Annotated in this window: 18 protein-coding genes; 8 read left to right on the top strand and 10 right to left on the bottom strand. The window is 61.5% G+C overall.

Features of this window, described 5'->3' with window-relative positions; all coding sequences use genetic code 11:
- Positions 1-25 precede the first annotated feature (25 nt).
- The 6 genes from fabG (at position 26) to gmk (ending at position 5,613) form a co-directional block, all read left to right on the top strand.
- Complete coding sequence (gene fabG / locus ACIPSK_RS20745) at positions 26-763, top strand: 3-oxoacyl-[acyl-carrier-protein] reductase (protein WP_017963715.1); 738 nt, start codon at positions 26-28, stop codon at positions 761-763.
- Positions 764-1,049: 286 nt separating this feature from the next.
- Positions 1,050-1,286, top strand: a complete 237-nt coding sequence (locus ACIPSK_RS20740; RefSeq protein ID WP_003547058.1) for an acyl carrier protein — start codon at positions 1,050-1,052, stop codon at positions 1,284-1,286.
- Between the two features lie 93 nt (positions 1,287-1,379).
- Positions 1,380-2,642 carry a beta-ketoacyl-ACP synthase II gene (fabF, locus tag ACIPSK_RS20735; protein WP_017963716.1) on the top strand — a complete coding sequence of 421 codons (1,263 nt, stop codon included), beginning with the start codon at positions 1,380-1,382 and terminating at the stop codon, positions 2,640-2,642.
- Positions 2,643-2,823: 181 nt separating this feature from the next.
- Positions 2,824-4,041: an endolytic transglycosylase MltG gene (gene mltG / locus ACIPSK_RS20730; RefSeq protein ID WP_020486067.1), complete on the top strand. Its 1,218-nt coding sequence runs from the start codon at positions 2,824-2,826 to the stop codon at positions 4,039-4,041.
- Positions 4,042-4,059: 18 nt separating this feature from the next.
- A complete protein-coding gene (locus ACIPSK_RS20725) occupies positions 4,060-4,947 on the top strand; it encodes a YicC/YloC family endoribonuclease (RefSeq protein ID WP_162118493.1) in 888 nt (295 codons plus the stop codon).
- Between the two features lie 3 nt (positions 4,948-4,950).
- Positions 4,951-5,613 carry a guanylate kinase gene (gmk, locus tag ACIPSK_RS20720; RefSeq protein ID WP_017963719.1) on the top strand — a complete coding sequence of 221 codons (663 nt, stop codon included), beginning with the start codon at positions 4,951-4,953 and terminating at the stop codon, positions 5,611-5,613.
- A gap of 63 nt (positions 5,614-5,676) precedes the next feature.
- On the opposite strand, the gene rsmA is transcribed toward gmk, so the two are convergent.
- The 7 genes from rsmA to ACIPSK_RS20685 all read right to left on the bottom strand — a co-directional run bounded on the left by rsmA (position 5,677) and on the right by ACIPSK_RS20685 (position 14,135).
- The gene (rsmA, locus tag ACIPSK_RS20715) at positions 5,677-6,504 is read right to left on the bottom strand and encodes a 16S rRNA (adenine(1518)-N(6)/adenine(1519)-N(6))-dimethyltransferase RsmA (RefSeq protein ID WP_017963720.1); all 828 of its coding nucleotides are present in this window, start codon (positions 6,502-6,504) and stop codon (positions 5,677-5,679) included.
- Positions 6,504-7,532 (bottom strand): 4-hydroxythreonine-4-phosphate dehydrogenase PdxA, encoded by a 1,029-nt coding sequence (gene pdxA, locus ACIPSK_RS20710; protein WP_162118492.1) that lies wholly within the window; start codon positions 7,530-7,532, stop codon positions 6,504-6,506. Before pdxA ends, rsmA begins: the two co-directional genes overlap by 1 nt.
- A gap of 6 nt (positions 7,533-7,538) precedes the next feature.
- On the bottom strand, positions 7,539-8,483 hold the full coding sequence (locus ACIPSK_RS20705; RefSeq protein ID WP_017963722.1) for a peptidylprolyl isomerase: 945 nt from the start codon (positions 8,481-8,483) through the stop codon (positions 7,539-7,541).
- A gap of 184 nt (positions 8,484-8,667) precedes the next feature.
- Positions 8,668-10,995, bottom strand: coding sequence for an LPS assembly protein LptD (locus tag ACIPSK_RS20700; RefSeq protein WP_162118491.1), 2,328 nt, complete (start codon positions 10,993-10,995; stop codon positions 8,668-8,670).
- A complete protein-coding gene (gene lptG, locus ACIPSK_RS20695) occupies positions 10,995-12,083 on the bottom strand; it encodes an LPS export ABC transporter permease LptG (protein ID WP_017963724.1) in 1,089 nt (362 codons plus the stop codon). The genes ACIPSK_RS20700 and lptG overlap by 1 nt, the downstream gene beginning before the upstream one ends.
- The gene (lptF, locus tag ACIPSK_RS20690) at positions 12,080-13,261 is read right to left on the bottom strand and encodes an LPS export ABC transporter permease LptF (RefSeq protein ID WP_017963725.1); all 1,182 of its coding nucleotides are present in this window, start codon (positions 13,259-13,261) and stop codon (positions 12,080-12,082) included. The genes lptG and lptF overlap by 4 nt, the downstream gene beginning before the upstream one ends.
- Before the next feature lie 100 nt (positions 13,262-13,361).
- Complete coding sequence (locus ACIPSK_RS20685) at positions 13,362-14,135, bottom strand: phosphatase PAP2 family protein (RefSeq protein WP_162118489.1); 774 nt, start codon at positions 14,133-14,135, stop codon at positions 13,362-13,364.
- Between the two features lie 144 nt (positions 14,136-14,279).
- On the opposite strand from ACIPSK_RS20685, the gene ACIPSK_RS20680 reads away from it, so the two are divergent.
- Both ACIPSK_RS20680 and ACIPSK_RS20675 read left to right on the top strand, forming a co-directional pair.
- Positions 14,280-15,770, top strand: coding sequence for a leucyl aminopeptidase (locus tag ACIPSK_RS20680; RefSeq protein WP_162118488.1), 1,491 nt, complete (start codon positions 14,280-14,282; stop codon positions 15,768-15,770).
- On the top strand, positions 15,770-16,219 hold the full coding sequence (locus tag ACIPSK_RS20675; protein ID WP_162118487.1) for a DNA polymerase III subunit chi: 450 nt from the start codon (positions 15,770-15,772) through the stop codon (positions 16,217-16,219). The genes ACIPSK_RS20680 and ACIPSK_RS20675 overlap by 1 nt, the downstream gene beginning before the upstream one ends.
- A 122-nt stretch (positions 16,220-16,341) precedes the next feature.
- Here the strand turns inward: ACIPSK_RS20675 and ACIPSK_RS20670 are convergent, their stop codons facing one another.
- From ACIPSK_RS20670 to ACIPSK_RS20660, 3 genes are all read right to left on the bottom strand, one after another.
- Positions 16,342-16,839, bottom strand: coding sequence for a hypothetical protein (locus ACIPSK_RS20670; RefSeq protein WP_026154093.1), 498 nt, complete (start codon positions 16,837-16,839; stop codon positions 16,342-16,344).
- A gap of 72 nt (positions 16,840-16,911) precedes the next feature.
- Positions 16,912-17,838, bottom strand: a complete 927-nt coding sequence (locus tag ACIPSK_RS20665; protein ID WP_162118486.1) for a Gfo/Idh/MocA family protein — start codon at positions 17,836-17,838, stop codon at positions 16,912-16,914.
- A gap of 89 nt (positions 17,839-17,927) precedes the next feature.
- Positions 17,928-19,970 (bottom strand): prolyl oligopeptidase family serine peptidase, encoded by a 2,043-nt coding sequence (locus ACIPSK_RS20660; RefSeq protein WP_162118485.1) that lies wholly within the window; start codon positions 19,968-19,970, stop codon positions 17,928-17,930.
- Between the last annotated feature and the right edge of the window lie 114 nt (positions 19,971-20,084).

The raw sequence follows: 20,084 nt of genomic DNA, 5'->3' as shown, positions 1-20,084 counted from the left end.
ATTTCCAGATATAAGGAACGTTTCCATGCTCGATCTCTCCGGCCGCAAGGCTCTCGTCACAGGCGCATCGGGCGGTATTGGCGAGGAAATCGCCCGCCTTCTTCATAAGCAGGGCGCCATCGTCGGCCTGCACGGCACCCGTGTCGAGAAGCTGGAAGCGCTGGCGGCCGAGCTCGGCGAGCGTGTCAAGATCTTCCCGGCCAACCTCTCCGACCGCGATGAGGTCAAGGCACTCGGCCAGAAGGCCGAGGCCGACCTTGAAGGCGTCGACATCCTCGTCAACAATGCCGGCATCACCCGCGACGGCCTGTTCGTGCGCATGAGCGACGAGGACTGGGACAGCGTCCTCGAAGTGAACCTGACGGCGACCTTCCGCCTGACGCGCGAATTGACGCATCCGATGATGCGCCGCCGCTATGGCCGCATCATCAACATCACCTCCATCGTCGGCGTCACCGGCAATCCGGGCCAGGCCAATTACTGCGCCTCCAAGGCCGGTATGATCGGCTTCACCAAGTCCCTGGCGCAGGAAATTGCCACCCGCAACGTGACGGTCAACTGCGTCGCGCCGGGCTTCATCGAGAGCGCCATGACCGGCAAGCTGAACGACAAGCAGAAGGAAGCGATCATGGGAGCGATCCCGATGAAGCGCATGGGCACGGGCGGCGAGGTCGCTTCGGCGGTTGCTTACCTCGCGTCCTCCGAGGCTGCCTATATGACCGGCCAGACACTGCACGTAAACGGCGGCATGGCGATGATCTGAAACGACAAACCGCTGGCATGGGAATATTTCCGCCAATAGCATGTTGAGCAATCACGAACCGTTGATTTTCTGGCTTTGCGGCAGACTTAAAGCATGTTAAGCGGGCCATGACTGTGAACAGTCGTCCCGAGAAAGCAGACGGACCGGCGGGCTTTTTGCAAGCCTGGAACATCTCTGAAGCCGGGTAAACGAGTTTGCCGAGGATGTCTGAAAACATCGCAGGCTGAAACAGGGTAGGGGTGCCGCAACGGCATTCCGATCAGGACATAAGGTCGAGGAAACCGACATGAGCGATATCGCAGAACGCGTAAAGAAAATTGTTATTGATCATCTTGGCGTCGATGCCGACAAGGTCGTCGAGAGCGCCAGCTTTATCGACGATCTGGGCGCCGACTCGCTCGACACGGTCGAACTTGTCATGGCTTTCGAAGAAGAATTCGGCGTTGAAATTCCTGACGACGCTGCCGACTCGATCCTGACGGTTGGTGATGCCGTGAAGTTCATTGAGAAGGCCCAGGCCTGATCCTGTGAAATTGAGAAAGGGCGGGCCTGGAGTCCGCCCTTTTCTTTTCGGCATATTTCTCCATAGAACATAAGAGACGGGGGAAAGCACGCGATGAGACGTGTCGTCATCACCGGTACCGGCATGGTATCACCCTTGGGATGCGGAACAGAGGTGACGTGGTCGCGGCTGCTTGCCGGCCAGAACGGCGCCCGCCTCGTCACCGAATTCGAGGTCGATGACCTTCCCGCCAAGATCGCCTGCCGTATCCCTGTCGGTGACGGCACCGACGGCACCTTCAATGTCGATCAGTGGATGGAGCCGAAGGAGCAACGCAAGGTCGATCCCTTCATCATCTACGGCATGGCCGCCGCCGACATGGCGCTCGCCGATGCCGGCTGGCATCCCGAAACCGATGAGGACCAGATCGCCACCGGTGTGCTGATCGGCTCCGGCATCGGCGGCATCGAAGGCATTGTCGAGGCGGGTTATACCCTGCGCGACAAAGGCCCGCGCCGCATATCACCCTTCTTCATTCCTGGCCGCCTGATCAACCTCGTCTCCGGCCAGGTCTCGATCCGCCACAAGCTGCGCGGACCCAATCATTCGGTCGTCACCGCCTGCTCGACGGGTGCGCATGCGATCGGCGATGCCGCGCGGATGATCGCGCTCGGCGACGCCGACGTCATGGTCGCCGGCGGCACGGAATCCCCGGTCAGCCGCATTTCGCTGGCAGGTTTTGCCGCCTGCAAGGCGCTGTCGACCCAGCATAACGACGACCCGAAAAAAGCGTCGCGTCCTTATGACCGCGACCGCGACGGCTTCGTCATGGGCGAGGGCGCCGGCATTGTCGTGCTCGAAGAACTGGAGCACGCCAAGGCGCGGGGCGCCAGGATCTATGCCGAAGTCGTCGGCTACGGTCTGTCGGGCGATGCCTATCACATCACCGCACCCTCCGAAGACGGCGAGGGTGCTGGCCGCTGCATGGCGATGGCGCTGAAGCGCGCCGGGCTGACGCCGGCCGATATCGATTATATCAACGCCCACGGTACCTCGACCATGGCCGATACGATCGAACTCGGCGCCGTCGAGCGGCTGGTCGGCAATGCGGCGTCGAAGATCTCGATGTCCTCGACCAAGTCGGCGACAGGACATCTTCTCGGTGCTGCCGGCGCCATCGAGGCAATCTTCACCACGCTCGCCATCCGCGACAATATCGCGCCGCCGACGCTCAACCTTGACAATCCCGAACGTGAGACGGCGATTGATCTTGTTCCGCACAAGGCTCGTGAGCGAGACATCAATGTGGCGCTGTCCAACTCGTTCGGATTCGGCGGCACGAACGCGTCTCTCGTGCTGCGCCGCTACGCGCAATAAGAGCCCTGTGCGGTGTAGCGGGTCTCCCTTACATCGCAAACCGGCCGTCCCCTACCTTGCGTAGGAGGGCGTGCGAAAGCATAACGACCGGCAACGGCGTCGTTGAACGGCGGCAGAACCTGCTTTTGCCGCATTGCTTCGCGAAATAGCGAAGTGAGGGTCAAGTTTTAGAGGATTGCCGGTGAGCGATACGACGAACCAGAGCAACGATACCCAGGCGCAGAAGGGACCGATCATCCCGAAGTCGCCGAGCGAAGCCCTACGTCCTGAGCGCGTTCCGGAGCCGCCGAAGCGGTCCAAGAAAGCCCGCGGCCAGATCGTTCTTTTCCTGAATTTCATCATGACGATGGCGGTTCTGGTCTGCGTCGTTGCGGTCATCGGCTTCTACTACGCCACATCGACCTATCGGAACCCCGGTCCGCTGCAGACCAACACCAATTTCATCGTCCGCAACGGCGCTGGGCTGGCCGAAATCGCCTCGAACCTCGAGCGCAACGCGATCATCAGCGATGCCCGCATCTTCCGCTATCTCACGGCAACGCATCTGTCTGCCGGTGAAAGCCTGAAGGCGGGTGAATACGAGATCAAGGCGAGGGCCTCCATGAGCGATATCATGGAGCTTTTGAAATCGGGCAAGTCCATTCTCTATTCCGTTTCCTTCCCCGAGGGTCTGACGGTCCGCCAGATGTTCGACCGCATGCTGCAGGATACCGTGCTGGAAGGCGACTTGCCGGCCGCATTGCCGACCGAGGGCAGCCTGCGTCCGGATACCTACAAATTCTCGCGCGGCACCAAACGCTCGGAAGTCATCGACCAGATGGCGGCTGCGCAGCAGAAGCTCGTCGATCAGATCTGGGACAAGCGCGATTCCTCGCTGCCGCTGCGATCCAAGGAGGAATTCGTGACACTCGCCTCGATCGTCGAAAAGGAAACTGGCGTTCCCGACGAGCGTGCGCATGTCGCCTCCGTTTTTTTGAACCGGCTCGGCAAGGGCATGCGCCTGCAGTCTGATCCGACGATCATTTACGGCCTCTTCGGCGGCGAAGGCAAACCCGCCGACCGGCCGATCTACCAGTCGGACCTGAAGCGGGATACACCTTACAACACCTATGTCATCAAGGGTCTGCCGCCGACGCCGATCGCCAATCCCGGCAAGGATGCGCTGGAAGCCGTCGCCAATCCCTGGAAGACGCAGGACCTCTATTTCGTCGCCGACGGCTCCGGTGGCCATGTTTTCGCCGCCACGCTCGAGGAGCACAATGCCAACGTCAAGCGCTGGCGCAAGCTCGAAGCCGACAAGGGCTCGGATCCGAACATCGCAGTCGACGGCCAGCCGGAAGAGCAGCCGGCGGATAATGGCGCGACCGTCGCGCCGCAGAAGAAAAAGAAGATCAACTGAGACTTTCGGGAGGCTCGCATGGCTTTGCAGTCCATGACTGGTTTTGCGCGGCGCGAGGGAACGAGCGGCCGCTGGCGCTGGGCATGGGAGCTGCGCTCGGTCAACGGAAAGGGCCTCGACCTGCGCCTGCGTCTGCCGCCCGGGCTTGAACGCATGGAGGCGGACGTCCGCCGCCTCACCGGCGAAAGCTTCAGCCGCGGCAACCTGCAGGCATCGCTGTCCGTGACGGCCGACGAGAACCGCTTCGAGGCAGTGCTGAACAAGCAAGCGCTCGCTGCCGTGTTGGCCATGCGCGAGCAACTGGACGGCGTCATCGATCCGTCGCCGCTGAAGCTCGATACGCTGCTTCTGGTGCGCGGCATCGTCGAATTCCGCGAAAGTGAGGATGGCGAGGAGGCGCTTGCCGCCCGCGACGCAGATATCGCTGCCGGCCTGCTGGCCGCGCTTGCCGATCTGAGAGTAATGCGCGAACAGGAAGGGGCAGCGCTCGCCCGTATTCTTCATGACCATGTCACGATGATCGAAGGCCTGACACGGACGATCGAGCTTGATCCCTCGCGCTCGCCGCAGGAGATCGCTGCGCGGCTTGCCGCGCAGGTCGCCTTGTTGATGGACGGCATGGCCGCACTCGACCGCGACAGACTGCATGCCGAAGCCGCACTGTTGGCGACCAAGGCGGATTTGCGCGAGGAAATCGATCGTCTGAAGGCTCATATCGCAGCAGCGCGCGATCTTCTGGTGAAAGGTGGCCCTGCCGGGCGCCGCCTGGACTTCCTTGCACAGGAATTTAACCGCGAATCGAATACCATCTGCTCGAAGTCGAATGCTTCGGCAGTTACCGCTGCGGGCATCGAGCTGAAAGTCGTGATCGACCAGTTCCGCGAGCAGGTCCAGAATTTGGAGTAAGACATGAAACCGGCGAAATCCTCGCCCGTGCAGATCGCCCGCCGCGGTCTGATGCTTGTCATCTCGTCGCCGTCGGGCGCCGGCAAGTCCACCATCGCGCGCACGCTGCTGGAGACCGACAGGCAAATCGGCCTTTCCGTCAGCGTCACCACGCGCCAGCGCCGCCCAAGCGAGGTCGAGGCTGTGCACTACCACTTCAAGAGTGTGCGTGAGTTCGAGCGGCTGCGCGATAGCGACGCGCTGCTCGAATGGGCCGAGGTGCACGGCAATTTCTACGGCACGCCGCGAGAGCCGGTCGAGCAGGCCATGGCTGAGGGCCGCGACATGCTCTTCGATATCGACTGGCAGGGCGCCCAGCAATTGCAGGAGAAGATGTCGGCCGACGTCGTGTCGATCTTCGTGCTGCCGCCGACCATGACGGAGCTGCAGTCGCGGCTGCACCGTCGTGCCGAGGATTCCGAAGAGGTCATCCAGACGCGCCTCGCCAACAGCCGCGCCGAGATCGCCCACTGGCGCGAATACGACTACGTCATCATCAATGATGACCTCAACGCTGCCTTCGACGCTGTCCAGTCGATCGTCAAGGCCGAACGCCTGCGCCGCGATCGCCGCCATGGTATGTTCGACTTCGTCCGCGAACTCTTGGAAGAGACGCCGTCGCTTTAAACCGCGATACCGCAACGTGTGCGGTTTCGGATGACGTCATCCTGGATCTAACCCGGAAAGGCTCTAAAGGCAGTTCGCCAGCAGGCAGAATTCCTCGACGGAAAGGGTCTCAGCCCGTCGCGCCGGGTCAATCCCGGCCTTGACGAGCAGGCTCTCGCCGCCGAGCGGTTTCAGGCTTTGGCGCAGCATCTTGCGACGCTGGCCGAAAGCGGCCTGCGTCACTTTTTCCAGGTTGGCGACAGCGCAGGGGATGGGGTTTTCGCGGGGGACCAGATGCACGACCGTCGACGTCACTTTCGGCGGCGGTGTGAAGGCTTGTGGCGGCACATCGAAAGCCATGCGTGCCTCCGTTCGCCAACCGCAGAGCACGCCGAGACGGCCGTAATGGTCGTCGTCTTCGTTGGCGACGATGCGTTCGCCGACCTCCTTCTGAAACATCAGCGTCAGCGACTGCCAGAACGGCGGCCAGGCTTTCGGCAGCAACCAGTTGACCAAGAGCTGCGTGCCGACATTGTAGGGCAGGTTGGCAATGATCCTGATCGGGCCTTCCGGCGCCAATGTCTCGAAATCCGTCTTCAGCGCATCGCCTTCGATCACTTCCAGCCTGCCGGGATAATGATCGGCGATCTCGGCCAGCGCCGGCAGGCAGCGTGTATCCCGCTCGATGGCAACAACCTTCCTGGCGCCGAGCGCCAGGATCGCGCGCGTCAGTCCGCCGGGGCCGGGGCCGACCTCGAAAACGGTCGCGTCATCGAGTGCCCCCGCTGTGCGGGCGATTTTCTGGGTGAGGTTGAGGTCGAGCAGGAAATTCTGCCCGAGCGCCTTGCGCGCATCGAGGCCGTGACGCTGGATGACGTCACGAAGCGGCGGCAGGCCATCGAGTGCTGCCATCAGCGGCGGCTTTCCGCACTGCGCCCGAGCTGGGCGGCGAGCTTCAGCGCTGCAACGAGGCTCTGCTCGCGCGCCAGTCCCTTGCCGGCGATGCCGAAAGCGGTGCCGTGATCCGGCGAGGTGCGCACGAAGGGAAGCCCGAGTGTTACGTTGACGCTGTCGTCGAAACCGAGTGCCTTGGCTGGGATCAATGCCTGATCGTGATACATGCAGACGGCGACGTCGTATCGCGCCCGCGCCTCATCATGGAACATCGTGTCGGCGGGCAGGGGACCGATCGCATCGACGCCCTCGTCGCGCAGGCGCTCGATCGCCGGTCGGATGACGTCCTCGTCCTCCTTGCCGATCGCCCCGCCTTCACCCGCATGCGGGTTGAGGCCGGCAACGGCAAGCCGCGGCGCCTCGATGCCGAAGCGCTGCCTCAGGTCTTCATGAGCGATCCGGCAGGTTTCCATGATCAGTTCGCCCGTCAGCGCCTGCGGCACATCCCGGATCGGAATGTGGATGGTGACGGGAATGGCCCTGAGTTTCGGTCCGGACAGCATCATGACAGGTGTCACCGGCCGGCCGGTCGCCCTGGCGGCGAGATCGGCGAGAAATTCGGTATGGCCGGGAAACCGGAAACCCGCCTCGTAGAGTACGGCCTTGGCGATCGGGTTGGTAACGACCGCGAGCGCCTCGCCGTTGATGACAAGCGACACGGCTTTTTCGATCGCCGTGATCGTACCTTTCGCCGTTGCCGCATGCGGCTCGCCAGCCACGACCTCGATGCCGGCCGGTATGGTCATGACCGGCAGTGCGTCAGCAAACATGCCAGCAGCCTCGCTGGCGCTATCGGTCTCGCGGATCGACACCGCCAGATTAAGCTCCCGGGCTCTCAGCGCCAAGACATCGGGATCGCCAATCAGGAAGAAAGGCGGCAGCCCGAGTTCACGCCGCCGGAGCCAGGCCATCAGAGTAATGTCCGGCCCGATGCCGGCGGGGTCGCCCTGGCTTAGCGCAAGCGGTCGAGAAAACGGTATCGCCATTGTCGGTCAGCGATAGGCGATCTGCGCCTTTTTGCGCAGTTCATCCAGGTATTTCTTGCTGTTTTCGTTTTCCGGGCTGGCGTCCTTGCCGCCCTTGGACTTGTCGAGATCTTCCTGGCGGAAGACCATTTCGGCTGCCTGGTCGTCGGAGACCTGCCGCTGGCTGCAGATTGCCAGATATTCGACACCCTTGTCGGTAACGCGGGTCCCTGTCGTGTTGCCCTTGGTTTGCTCGACCAGCGGCTTCCAATCCGGCGGGATTTCGGGGGCGAGCATGCGGCCGAGATCGCGCACCGAAACGTCGCGCATCGTCGCAGCAAACACCTTTGCCTGATCGCAGCCCGGAAATTTGGAGCGCGACGCCTCGGCCTCGCCCTTGCGCTTGCCGGTGATGGCCCCGCGCTTGGCTTGCGGAATGACGAAGATGATCTGCTGCAGCATATATTCCGTCGTCACCGGCTTCTGCTTGTTGTTTTGCATCATGCGCGAGACGAGATCATAGTTCGACAGCCGCGAGGTCGAGCCGTAGCGGGCGTTGACGACACGCGGCCAGCTCATCTGCACGGCGATGAAACCCTTGAAATGGTCGACGCCGACGCCGGCGCGATCGAGGATCTGCGACATCTGCTCGGGGGAAAGCTTATTGCCGCTCGAAAAGCGCGCGAAAGACGCATCGACGTCCTGCTGCGACACCGACATATGGACGCGGGAGACTTCCTGCCGCTTGAGCGCCTCGTCGATCAATTGCTCCTCGGCGGTCTTGGCGTCGGCCTTCGTATGCTGCAGGCGCAGGAAGGCTTGGCGCTTGGCGACATCGCCGCTGGTGATGGCGGTGCCGTTGACCACGGCCTTGACTTCACTGACCGCGAGCGCTGGTCCGGCAAGGCCTGTCAGCAACGCAAGCGCTGCCCCGGCGAGGAACTTGGTTATGGCTTTTTTCGCGTCAATCATCTGTTCACCTCCCGATAGCGTCGCGAGCCGTTGTTCGCGGCGTTCTTACCACAGTACGAGACACGCAGAAATCGCTTCCCTCACGGCGCGAAACCCCTATGCCTCAGATACCGACTGGCGGCAATGTCCTGCACAGGCTTACGGCGAAAGAATGGCTTCAGGCCCTGTTTGCGCCGATCGCCCGTCATTCGAGGGTGTCGGAACCGATCTTGATGTCGCCGAGCGTGCGGAAGGTCAGCCGTGCGCCGATCGTCCAGTCGCTTGCCGTCTCGTCGTTGGAATCTCTGCTGTCCGTATAGGCGATCGTGAAGATCGTGCACTCGTCGTCATAAGAGAGGCCGATCGTCCGCCGGCTGATCACATCATTGTTCAGATCCCAGGCAATGCCGCCGAAAATCGACCAGTAATCCTTGAATTTGACGCTGCTGTTGGTCTGGATCTCGTCATTGTCCTCGGCAAAGCCATATGCCGGCTGGGCGCTGAGATGGGTGTAGGTCAACTGCGTCGCGAAGGTGTCGTTCTGGTAGGCCGTCGTCAGATCGCCGCGGCGGAATTCGAAATCTTTTTCGTCGAGCCGGTAGGAGGCTGCGACGGAAACGCCGTACGGTGTCTCGACGCCGCCAAGGCCGACATAATCGGAGCGGTCGGTTTCAAGGCCTGAATCCGCACCGACATTGACGAGGTCATCGGTCGCAAACGAGTTCTGGCCGGCGATCTGATAGGATTGGCCGAAGATGCCATGCAGCTTGTAGCCGCTGTCGAATGAACCGGTGTACTGGATGCCGAGATTGGCGCGGGTCCCGCCTTCGACGCGGTCGTAGCCCGAGAACTTGTCGCGGTCGAACAGCGAGGTGGCGTCGAAGACGAAGCTCTGCGCATCCTCATTCGGCAAGCGGCCTGCCAACTGCTCGTCGGGGCGGGCATAGATCTGTGCGATCGGCTCGAGGATATGGGTGCTATTGTCAGTCGTCATCAGGATCGGATAACGCATCTCCAGCCCGGCGGTGAACATCGAGCGGGTGGCTGAATTGCCGTCGTCGTAGTTGCCGGCGTAACCTGTGGGGTCGTCCATGTTCAGCGCGAAGGCATCGCCGCGCGCGGCCAGCAGTGGCGTGATCACCAGGCCGGTCGGCGTGACATAAGTGCGCTTCCACTGCAGCTCGGCAGTCAGCCGCGAGGTTTGTCCCTTCAGGCCGCGGAAGCGGTCGAAGCCGTCGACGGTATAGAAGTCGTCATGGGTGCGCGAAATATTCGTCAGGTTGACATCAGCCGAAAGCTCGCCGCCTGCAAGCGGTTGCGGCGCCACGTAATGATAGTCAAGCGACGGATAGACGATCGCCTGCTGTTTTTCGGCTGTGTTCGTCCGGTCGGCATCCTGGACGTCGAAATAGAACGCCCGCATGTCGAAATAATTACGTTTCCCAAGTCCCGTCAAATAGATCTGATTGGTCCGATCCGTACTGGCCAGGCCCCGCAGCTTATACGTTTTCGAGAAATTGTTGTCGCTCTGCATCATGACATCCCAGCCGAACGTCCAGCGCGGATTGATGCGGAATTCGGCCTTCGATGCCACCATGCCACGCTGGCCGGCTTCGGCATCGCTGGTGCCGGAGCTGAAGTTGCCCGGCTTTGCCTGGTCGATGCCGGCGACGCGCAGAATATGCGTGCCATTTTCGAAGCGTTGGCGAAATTCGCCTTCGATGAGGAAGCCCTGGGCGGTGTAGCCCGTGGCGGTGACCGTCGCATCCATGCTCGGCGAGATCACATAGTAATAAGGAACGGAAAGACCGAAGCCGAGATTCTGCGACAGGCTCATCGTCGGAAACAGAAAGCCGGACTTGCGTTTCACCGTATTGTCGGGAACTTCGATGAACGGCAGGAAGGCGATCGGATGGCCGAGCAACTCGAAGCGCGCTCTCTCCAGACGGATCGTATGCGTCTCGCCATTCTGGATCACCCGCTGGGCCTTGACCTGCCAGAAAGGGGCGCGCTTCGGATCTTCGGCGCAGGGAAGGCAGGCCGTGTAGACGCCCTTGTTGAGAATCATCTTGGTGCCGCCGACGCGCTCGCCGGTTTCGGCGGCAATACGCGTATTGTCGGCGGTTTCGATCCGCAGCGAGTTTATGAACCCGTCGGCGAAATTGTCCGTCACGTCAAGGTTGTCGGCATAGATACGGTTGCCGTCGGGACTGACCAGCTCGATATTGCCGATCGCCATCATCCGGCCGGTCTTCTGATTGTACTCGACCTTCTGCGCGACCATCTTGTAGCCGGCATAATTGATCTGCACGCCACCGACCGCCGACACCAGATCGGCGTCACGGTTATAGACCAGTTCATTGGCCGAAAGCAGAAGCTTGGCCCCTTCGGGAATCTTCTTCTCTATATTTTGTTCGGGCGCGCTGGCCTGGCCGAAAGAGGCCGGGGCGCTGCCGAAATAGGAACATAAAGCCGCGCCGACAAGCAGGGCAACCAACTGTTTACTAAAATACTTGCGGTCGCCTGCCGCCACTAGCCGTCCTCCTGATGAAGCAGAATAGTCGCACCCAAGGCCAGCGCGACGACCACCGGTATCCACGTCGCCACGAAGGGGGGCACGACTCCACTGCTTCCGAATGCCTTTACAAGCACGGTGATGACATAAAGCATGAAGCCCGAAAGGATGCCACCCAGAATCACGGAGCGGGATTGGTTGAACCGGCTAAATTTTAGGGACACTGTTGCAGCAATGAAAGTCATGGCTACCAGCAGCAATGGCTGGGACAACAAGGAGTTGAATTGAGTCTCCAATGCCTTGGTCGAGATGCCGAAGGATTTGGCCGCCGCGATCCGATTGGAAAGGTCAAAGAAACCAATTGTTTCCGGCGCTGTCAGCCGCTCCTGGACGAAGTCCTGTTTCAGATTGGTGCGAAGTTGAACCGAAGCTTTGCGCACGGGGATTTCGCCAGGCTTGCGCTCGACAACATTGTTAAGTTGCCAGTAACCATCTTCCAATTTTGCCGTCGCGGCGTCCTGTCTCAGAATGACCTGACCACTTGAATCGAAATGGATCAGCACGGCGTCGATCAGCTTGGTTCCGTTCTCCTGGACCGTATGCGCGCCGATGATGACATCGTCGCGGCCGCTGATCTGGCGCAGCCAGGGAATCTGCGGCGCCTTGCGCAAAACCGCGTTCTCGCCGCGCCAGTCGGATTCGACCAGCAGCGCCTGGCGCTGTCCCCAGGCGGCAAGCGGGTTCAACGCCGCCATCGTCAACAGGCCGAGCGCCAGCGAGCCGGCGATGAACGGGAACATGAACTGCCAGACCGAAATGCCGGCTGCCCGTGTGACGACGAGTTCATATTTGCGGTTGAGCCCGATCAGCACCGTCATGCCGACGAAGAGAGCGATGAACGGCACTGTCTGCTGCAGGATGAGCGGCAGGCGCACCGCAGTCATCAGGACGCCGCCGCCGATCGTGTAGCCGGGAAGGCCGGACATGCGGCCTGCCGTCTCGCTGAAATCGAGGAGGAAGGAAATCGCCGAGACGCCGATCAGGAACCAGCCCGTCGTCACCAGGTAGCGGCGAAAGAAATAACGCGACAATGTCCCGAACATCATTGGGCAGCGCCCCCGCCGGTCCTGCCGGTCACGGCAAGCAGCCTTTCCTGCATCCCTCTCCAGAAGGACGAAATCCGGTCCCGAATGAACGAAGGCATGACCAGTCGCTTATGCAGGCCGAGGAAGGCGATCGAGACGACGCTGCTGACGATCGGAATGGCGTAGAGGACGGCGATATATTCAGGGTCGGTGTCGATCTGATTGGCCGCGTAGAAGGCCGCCCACCGCATCGCGAAGGCATAGGCAAGCGCGCTCACCATCGGATGCAGCCGCGCTTCGCGGTGTGAGCGCGCATCGCCGGCGATCGCCAGTGAAAACAGCGCAAAGACGACGGGCAGGATCCAGTCCGTCAGCCGGCGGTGCAGTTCGGCGCGGTAGCTCTGCGGCCGGATCGTATAGTCCTTGTCGGCCGGATCTGGATTGAACAGGAACCATAGGTCGCGGTCACTGGCACGCAGCGTCGCCTGACCGCGATTCTCCGTCATGTCCGAAAGGTCGAAGGAATAGGAATCGAAGTTGATGACCGAGACGTTGCCATCGGGCGTTTTGCGGTGCACTTCGCCCTCATGCATGATCAGCGTCGTGCCCGTATCGTCGACGGCGCCTTCCTTTGCATAATAGATCAGTTCGTAGGCAGGATCGCGCTCGTCGGCGACGAAAAGGCCCTTCAGCATGCGGCCGGCCATCCGCTTCGAGATTTGCACGTAAAGGCCTTCATCAAGCTTGCGGAAGGTCTTTTCTTCGATCACCGAAGAGAGGAGGTCAGCATAGGTCTCGGCGATCATCTGGCGGACGACGGTCTTTGCGCGCGGCTCGACGACGTTGTCGACGAAGAAGGAAAGGGCGCTGATGACGGCGGCAAGCAGCAGGATCGGTCGGATCAGCACGCTGCGCCGCGCCCCGGCCGCGTCGATGACGGTGAGCTCGGAATCGTTGTTCATCGTCGTCAGTGTCTGGGTGATCGCGATAACGAGGGCGAAGGGCAGCACGACGGGGATGATCGACGGCAGGATCATCGTTGCCAGCTTGGCGAACGAGCCGATCGACTGGCCGCTGTCGGTGACCAGATTGATGCGCTGCAGAACCTGTGTCGTCCAAATGATCGCCAGAACGGGCAGGAGCGCCACGAGAAACATCTGGCCGACGCGCCGCAATATGTATGTCTCGAGTAGTTTCATGCCTGCCCTTGAAAGCACCTACACGCCCAAACGGCTTTGCAGGAGAATCCCTCTACGCTCTTTGTCGCGCTTTTGCGACAAGCTGGTGTCAAAAATTCATTCAAATTTCAGAATTTTTTTGATGCTGTTGCGACTCAGTTAACGCCAGCAACGCGGCGAAGACGACAAGCGACGAAAGCCATCCAAGGACAACGTCGGAAAGGTAGTGCGCGCCGAAGGATAGCCGCATCGCCGGGGTGAGGATCGAGATCGCCGCCACAGGCGCCGCCAGCGCATAACGCAGCCGTTTGGGAACGAAGAGCAGAAGGCAGATGAGCCAGCCGGCGCTTGCTGCCTCGCCCGAGATAAACGAACAGTTCGAAACGCATTTGCCGGCAAGCGAACCGGCCTCGACGAAATGCAGCGCACCGCCGAATATGTCCGTCTGTATCGGCCGCGGCCGGCCCCAATGTTCCTTCAGGATGACATTGACCAGCAGCACCGGCCCGATCAGCAGCGTTCCGAGCGCGACTTTGAGCTTTTGCGCCCGCTCGGCGTTGAAGGTCGCACCGTGCTGCTGATAGCATTCGACGAGTTTCCACAGCATCACGATTGCCACCACATAGGGCAGCCGGAAGAAGACGGTACGCAGCAGGTCGAAGGTCGCGACGTCGCGATAGGGAAAGCCGCCGCAGATGCTCCCAGTGGCGGCCGTCGCGTCGCAATCTGCGCCCACGAAAAAAAGCTGGGAAAAATAGATGTCTATTCCGGGGAAGGCGCGGAACACCACAAGCAGCGCCCACCACGTCCAAAACAGCAGCATGAATGCACCGAAAGTCGTTTTCGGGAGGCGGATTGCCAGGTCCGGCCATCGATTTTTCGAAAAAACTGTCAACGCGAATATCTACGAAACTGACGAAAACATGAGGGCCATGATGGCCGCGGGCGACCATAACAATTGTCGCAAGCCATTGACAGACCCGCCAAACGCGAAATTATCCGCGAGGGACGGATTTCAAAAAATCCCAGCGGAGAAGACATGTCAGTAAAGTTGGAAATTTCATTCTCGAAGTCGGCAAAGCTCAATGGCGGCCTGGCGATCCTGTTGAAGACTGCGGAGGCCGGCAGCGCTGCCGGCGCCGAAGCGGTCGATCCGGCAGGCGTGATCGCCAAGGCTGCCAGGATCGCCCGATTCTCCGCGAAATCGATGGGCGCGCTCGATATCGTTGCCCCCGAAGGCGCGCCCGTCGAGCGCATCGTGGTCGTCGGGCTTGGCAAGGCCGCCGAACTCACTGCCCATGACTGGCTGAAGGCCGGTGGTGCTGCGGCATCGAGAATCAAGAACACCGACAAGGCTGCTGTCTTCATCGACGTGCCTGGGCTTGAGACGAACGCGCGGGCAGCCGCCGATTTCGCGCTCGGCATGCTGCTGCGCGCCTATAGCTTCGATACCTACAAGACGAAGAAGGGCGACGAGGAGGAGAAGCCGGCGAAATCCGTCAAGGTGACAATCGTCACCGCCGATCCGGGCGGTGCCAAGAAGGCGTTTTCCGATTCCGAAGCGATTGCCGGCGGCGTCAATCTTGCCCGTGACCTCGTCAACGAACCGCCGAACGTGCTCGGCCCCGTCGAGTTCGCCGCCAAGGCGAAGGAGCTGGAAAAGCTCGGCGTCGAAGTGGAAATCCTGACGGAGCGGGAGATGCGACGCCTTGGGATGGGCGCCCTTCTCGGCGTCGCCCAGGGCTCCGTGCGCCCGCCGCGCCTGGCGGTCATGCAGTGGAAGGGCGGCAAGGGCAAGGATCGTCCCGTTGCTTTCATCGGCAAGGGTGTCGTCTTCGATACCGGCGGCATTTCGATCAAGCCGGCCGCCGGCATGGAGGACATGAAGGGCGATATGGGCGGTGCGGCAGCCGTCACCGGCCTCATGCATGTGCTCGCCTCCCGCAAGGCCGCCGTTAACGCGGTCGGCATCATCGGCCTGGTCGAGAACATGCCAGACGGCAACGCCCAGCGTCCGGGCGACATCGTCACGTCAATGTCGGGCCAGACGATCGAGGTGATCAACACCGATGCCGAGGGCCGCCTCGTGCTCTGCGATGCGCTCTGGTATTGCAACGACCGCTTCAAGCCGCAGTTCATGATCAATCTCGCCACGCTGACCGGGGCAATCGTCGTCGCGCTCGGCAATGTCCATGCCGGCCTGTTCTCCAATGACGACCAGCTTTCCGCCCAACTGACGGCCGCCGGCCTTTCGAGCAATGAGAAGCTCTGGCGGATGCCGCTCGGCAGGGACTACGACAAGTTGATCGACAGCAAATTCGCCGATATGAAGAACACCGGCGGCCGACAGGCCGGCTCGATTACGGCCGCGCATTTCCTCAAGCGCTTCGTGCAGGAGACGCCGTGGGCGCATCTCGATATTGCCGGCACGGCGATGGGCTCGCCGCAGGACGAGATCAACCAGTCCTGGGGTTCCGGTTTCGGCGTGCGCCTGCTCGACGAACTCGTTCGCGCCCATTATGAATCCTGATGACGGACGTTCTCTTCTATCATCTGACCGAAACCAGGCTGGAGGACGCGCTTCCGCCGCTGATCGACAAAAGCGTCGGGCGCGGCTGGCGCGTTGTCGTCCAGACGCGCGAGCCGGCGCGGCGCGATGCTCTCGACCAGCATCTCTGGACTTTCCGCGAGGAGAGTTTCCTGCCGCATGGTACCGACGAGGCCGATTTTGCCGAAAGCCAGCCGGTGCTTTTGACGGTGACGCCAGACAATGCCAATGCAGCGACCGTGCGTTTCATCGTCGATGGCGCCGAGCCGCCGCCGGCCGATGCCTATGAGCGCATCGTCTTCATGTTCGACGGTCACGATCAGGAGCAACTGGAGGCCGCCCGTGCGCAGTGGAAGAAGCTGAAAGGCGAGGGGCATAATCTCACCTATTGGCAGCAGACGTCAGAAGGGCGGTGGGAGAAGAAGGCCTGACCGTTTTGCCACGATACTACAGCATGGCGCGTCTTTTCAGACGCGCCAGGACGCCGTAACACTTCGAATGCCGCTTGAAACCTTCCAGCTTCGTTGTCGCGCGCCGGCGGAAGCCGTTATCCCTACGACCCTTTGTCCTCGTCGAGGTTCGTCAGGATGTTGAGGGGGACGATCCCTCCCGCACCTTCCGACGGATTAAGCGCTTCCACTGCCAAAACCCGCTTTCCATTCGGACTGACAAAAGCGAAGGCCCACGCCTTGTCGGCAAAGGTGCTGACCGGCATTTCCGCCCAGCCGGCTTGATGGACAAGGCGGTCGGCATAATAGGCCTTGATGGTCTGCGGGTCGGTGGTGCTGGCGAGATTGCGGGCCAGTATCCGCACGGACTTCTCTCCGAACCGCCCTTCCAGTTGGCCCAGCACTTTTCGGGTGGCCTGCCAATCCTGAGCCTGGGTCGCCGATCCGAAGGAATATTCCTCGGATCGGGAAACGCCCGGTGCATCAGGAGGCATGACGTCCAGTTCGCTCGAACATACTGCAAGGCCGAGAAGCGGCACCACAAGGATGCCAATCTTCAACACGCGGAAAAATCGGCCCTTGCGGCGGATTTTGTTGCTCATGAGCGGCTGCCCCCGAACATAATTGCCATAGGCCGGCAAATCTTGCCGGTTTCTATGACGTTATTGCGACGCTCAGTCGTGGAACGCGTCGACGAATTTCCGCTTGCCGAGCATGAAGGCATCGGCGACGTGGCGCAGCGGCGCGAGGTCGACATCCGATTTGCCGGCCTTGATGATTTCGGCGAATCGACGGTAGAGCGAGGGATATTCCTGCTCCGGCTCGGCGAATGTCGGAGCGCCGTCGACCAGAAGCTTGGCGCCGCCCTCGGCGAGCACCATCTGGCCGGCTGCCGTCTCCGCGACGATATCCCAGCTTTGCTTGCCGGTTTGGCGCCAGTCGAATTCGGCGTGAACCGGCAGGCCGTCGGCATTGCGGAAGCGAATGTCGGCCGCGATCGGCGCATCGCGATTCTCGGGAAATTCGAGCACGGCCTCGGTGATGAAGATCGGCCGCGGCAGGATATGGGTGACAATCGACAGCGCGTTGATGCCGGGATCGAAAACGCCGAGGCCGCCGGCCTGCCAGATCCAATCCTGGTTCGGATGCCAGTGGCGGACATCCTCCTTCCAGATCACATGCACGCTTTTGATCGTCGTCGAGGCAAGAAATGCCTTGGCGGCCTCGACGGCCGGCGCATAGCGCGAATGCCAGCTGGCAAAGAGCGACGCACCCTGCTTGCTCGCTAATGCTTCGAGATCGGCCACTTCGCTCAGCGTTGCGCCGGGCGGCTTTTCCAGAAAGACGTGCTTGCCGGCGACGAGCGCCTTATAGGCGGCCTCGTAGCGATATTGCGGCGGCATGCAGAGCGAAACGGCATCGATCGAGGGCTCGGCGTCGAGCATCGCCTCGATCGTCGTATAACTCTTGACGCCTTCGACCGTGCCATGGCGGCTTGCCGTGGCGACGAGTTCGAAATCCGGGTTCTTGGCGATGGAGGGAAGGTGCTGGTCGCGGACGATCTTGCCGACGCCGACGATGGCGAGGTTGATTGGAGACATGGTGTTTCGCTCGAGCCTGTATGAAAAGTATGATTATTGACTTGGTTTGTATCAGAAAGAGGAGCGCCGACAAGCTCTCCTGCTCCATTCTATCGCATGATGGTTTGGCGAAGGAAGCTGTAACCCATTGCTGCGCGGGCGGCGCGCTCTTCGGAATTGCCGTCGCCGCCATGCCCGCCCGAACCGAATTCATGGAAGAGCGGCCGGTGTCCTTTCTCCTCCAGCAGCGCGGCAAAGCGGCGCGCATGCGAGGGATGCACGCGGTCGTCATTGGCCGAGCTTTCGACGTAGATCGGCGGATAGCTGACCTCGGTCGCCGGCTTGACATTGTGAAGCGGCGAATAGCCGAGCATGAAATCCCGGTCCACGGGCGTCTCCGGGTCGCCGTATTCGTCCATCCAGGCTTGCCCTGCGCTGAACAGGTGGAAGCGTGTCATGTCGAGGACGGGCACCTGGCACCAGACGGCACCGAAATCGTCGGGATAGCGCGTCAGCATCACGCCGGTCAGCAGGCCGCCGTTGCTGCCGCCCTGGCAGGCAATCCGCGACGGCACGGTGTAGCCGCGGGCGACGAGATCGCGAGCGATGGCGACGAAATCGGCAAACGCCCGGTCTCGCCCCTGCCGCTTGGCGCTGCGATACCAGTCCGGCCCGAATTCGCCGCCGCCGCGGATATAGGCCTGCACATAGGCGCCGCCTTGCTCCAGCCAGCGTCCTGTCACGCCTGAATAGCTCGGCGACAGCGAAACATCGAAGCCGCCATAGCCGTACATCAGGACCGGCAGCGCGCCCTTGGTCCACTGCTTCGGCAGGACCAGTCGGTAGGCAACCCTCGTTCCATCCTCGGAAACAGCCTCCAGCAGTTCGGATGACATGTCGGTCGCATCGAAATAGCTCGGCGCCGCGGCGACGAAAATCAGTTCGGCCTGCTTGCTGCGATCCGACAGCTCGAGTCGGTAACAGGCCGGAGGCTGGAGGAAGCCCTGGCCGACGATGTAGAGCGTATCGTCCCCAAGATGCAGATCCGCATGGAGCGGCCTGAAGTGAGCCGTCTGCATGTCCGCCGGCAGCGCGATCTCGCGCTGTTCAGCATCGGGCCTCGTCACGTCCAGCACCATCAGACGCGGACGCAGCCGATCGGAGATGAGGAAGACGCACCACTCACGCATCAGCATCATTTGCGAAATGGACTGGCCCTCGGCAGGCTGAAACAGGATCCGTTCCGGCCCGAGCAGGGCCGTCTCAGAGCCGGGATCGAAGCGTTGCAGCACGAGGCTGCCGGTCGCAACGCGCTCATCGGTCTTTGCCCGCCAAAGGCAATGATCGCGATTGAACTGGAAATCGGCCTCCTGAGGCAGATCGATGCGCCGCTGCGTCCCGTCGCTGGCGATCAGGAAAGCGCTAGCGACGCCGATCTCGTGGGCGGCGACGAAAATGTCGATCAATTCGTGACCCGCCGAAGCGCCTGACAGGGCAGGGTCGATGACGAGATTGAAGCCGTAGACGTCCTCATCTGCTGCTTCGAACATGACGGCGGCATCTTCCGGCCGCTGCCCGCGCTTCAATCGCCGCCCGACCCGCGGCCACCCGGAACGGGTCGCCGAAAACCGGTCGATGGAACCGAAATAGCAGATTTCGTCGCGGCTCAGCCAAGTGGCATGCGATCGTGCAGCCGGGGTGTCGAAGCCGCCCTCGACGATCTGTCTCCGCTCGGCATCGAATTCGAGCAGCCGGAGAAGGTCGGAGCCGCCGTCCGAAAGTGTGAGCAGCACCCGCGTGGGTTCCCACGGGCAGGTGACGGCACCGCGCCAGTTCCAGCGCTTGCCTTCCCTCACGCAGAAGGCGTCGAGATCGAAGGCCGGCTCCCAGGCGGCGTCCGGCAGCGGCTCCTGGTCCGCCGGCAGGCGGAGCCAGACGCCGAGAGGATTGTCCTTGGTCTGGCGGAAATCGAACAGCCACTCGCCTCGGCGCATCGGAACGATCAGCCTGTCCTGCCGCTCGATCAGCGCCTTGATCGCCTCGCGATCCCTATCGAATTCCGGAGTTTTCAACGCCGCGTCGGAAAGCGCGTTGTGCTCGTCGATGAACTGGCGGGTGCGCGGATCGTCGTCCGTTTCGAGATGAAGGTTCATGTCCGGCCTGCCAGCTTCCGTTGATGTCGGACAGATCTAGGCAGCCGGTCCCGACTTGGCAACCCGCCTTACAGCGCCGCGCGTCTCTTCAGATGCGCGAAGGACGCCGTAACA

The organism is Rhizobium sp. LARHSG275, from assembly GCF_052871115.1.
Note: the sequence above shows the minus strand (reverse complement) of the source record. Positions and strands in the feature narration are given on the sequence as shown.

What these genes read in the sequence shown, in the direction of transcription:
- fabG (WP_017963715.1), top strand. Translation starts at nt 26, where the DNA reads ATGCTCGATCTCTCCGGCCGCAAGGCTCTCGTCACAGGCGCATCGGGC.
- rsmA (WP_017963720.1), bottom strand. Translation starts at nt 6,504, where the DNA reads ATGGCAGCACTCGATGGCCTGCCGCCGCTTCGTGACGTCATCCAGCGT.
- ACIPSK_RS20670 (WP_026154093.1), bottom strand. Translation starts at nt 16,839, where the DNA reads ATGAGCAACAAAATCCGCCGCAAGGGCCGATTTTTCCGCGTGTTGAAG.
- lptF (WP_017963725.1), bottom strand. Translation starts at nt 13,261, where the DNA reads ATGAAACTACTCGAGACATACATATTGCGGCGCGTCGGCCAGATGTTT.
- fabF (WP_017963716.1), top strand. Translation starts at nt 1,380, where the DNA reads ATGAGACGTGTCGTCATCACCGGTACCGGCATGGTATCACCCTTGGGA.
- ACIPSK_RS20740 (WP_003547058.1), top strand. Translation starts at nt 1,050, where the DNA reads ATGAGCGATATCGCAGAACGCGTAAAGAAAATTGTTATTGATCATCTT.
- ACIPSK_RS20675 (WP_162118487.1), top strand. Translation starts at nt 15,770, where the DNA reads ATGACGGACGTTCTCTTCTATCATCTGACCGAAACCAGGCTGGAGGAC.
- pdxA (WP_162118492.1), bottom strand. Translation starts at nt 7,532, where the DNA reads ATGGCGATACCGTTTTCTCGACCGCTTGCGCTAAGCCAGGGCGACCCC.
- ACIPSK_RS20680 (WP_162118488.1), top strand. Translation starts at nt 14,280, where the DNA reads ATGTCAGTAAAGTTGGAAATTTCATTCTCGAAGTCGGCAAAGCTCAAT.
- lptG (WP_017963724.1), bottom strand. Translation starts at nt 12,083, where the DNA reads ATGATGTTCGGGACATTGTCGCGTTATTTCTTTCGCCGCTACCTGGTG.
- ACIPSK_RS20725 (WP_162118493.1), top strand. Translation starts at nt 4,060, where the DNA reads ATGGCTTTGCAGTCCATGACTGGTTTTGCGCGGCGCGAGGGAACGAGC.
- ACIPSK_RS20705 (WP_017963722.1), bottom strand. Translation starts at nt 8,483, where the DNA reads ATGATTGACGCGAAAAAAGCCATAACCAAGTTCCTCGCCGGGGCAGCG.
- gmk (WP_017963719.1), top strand. Translation starts at nt 4,951, where the DNA reads ATGAAACCGGCGAAATCCTCGCCCGTGCAGATCGCCCGCCGCGGTCTG.
- ACIPSK_RS20665 (WP_162118486.1), bottom strand. Translation starts at nt 17,838, where the DNA reads ATGTCTCCAATCAACCTCGCCATCGTCGGCGTCGGCAAGATCGTCCGC.
- ACIPSK_RS20660 (WP_162118485.1), bottom strand. Translation starts at nt 19,970, where the DNA reads ATGAACCTTCATCTCGAAACGGACGACGATCCGCGCACCCGCCAGTTC.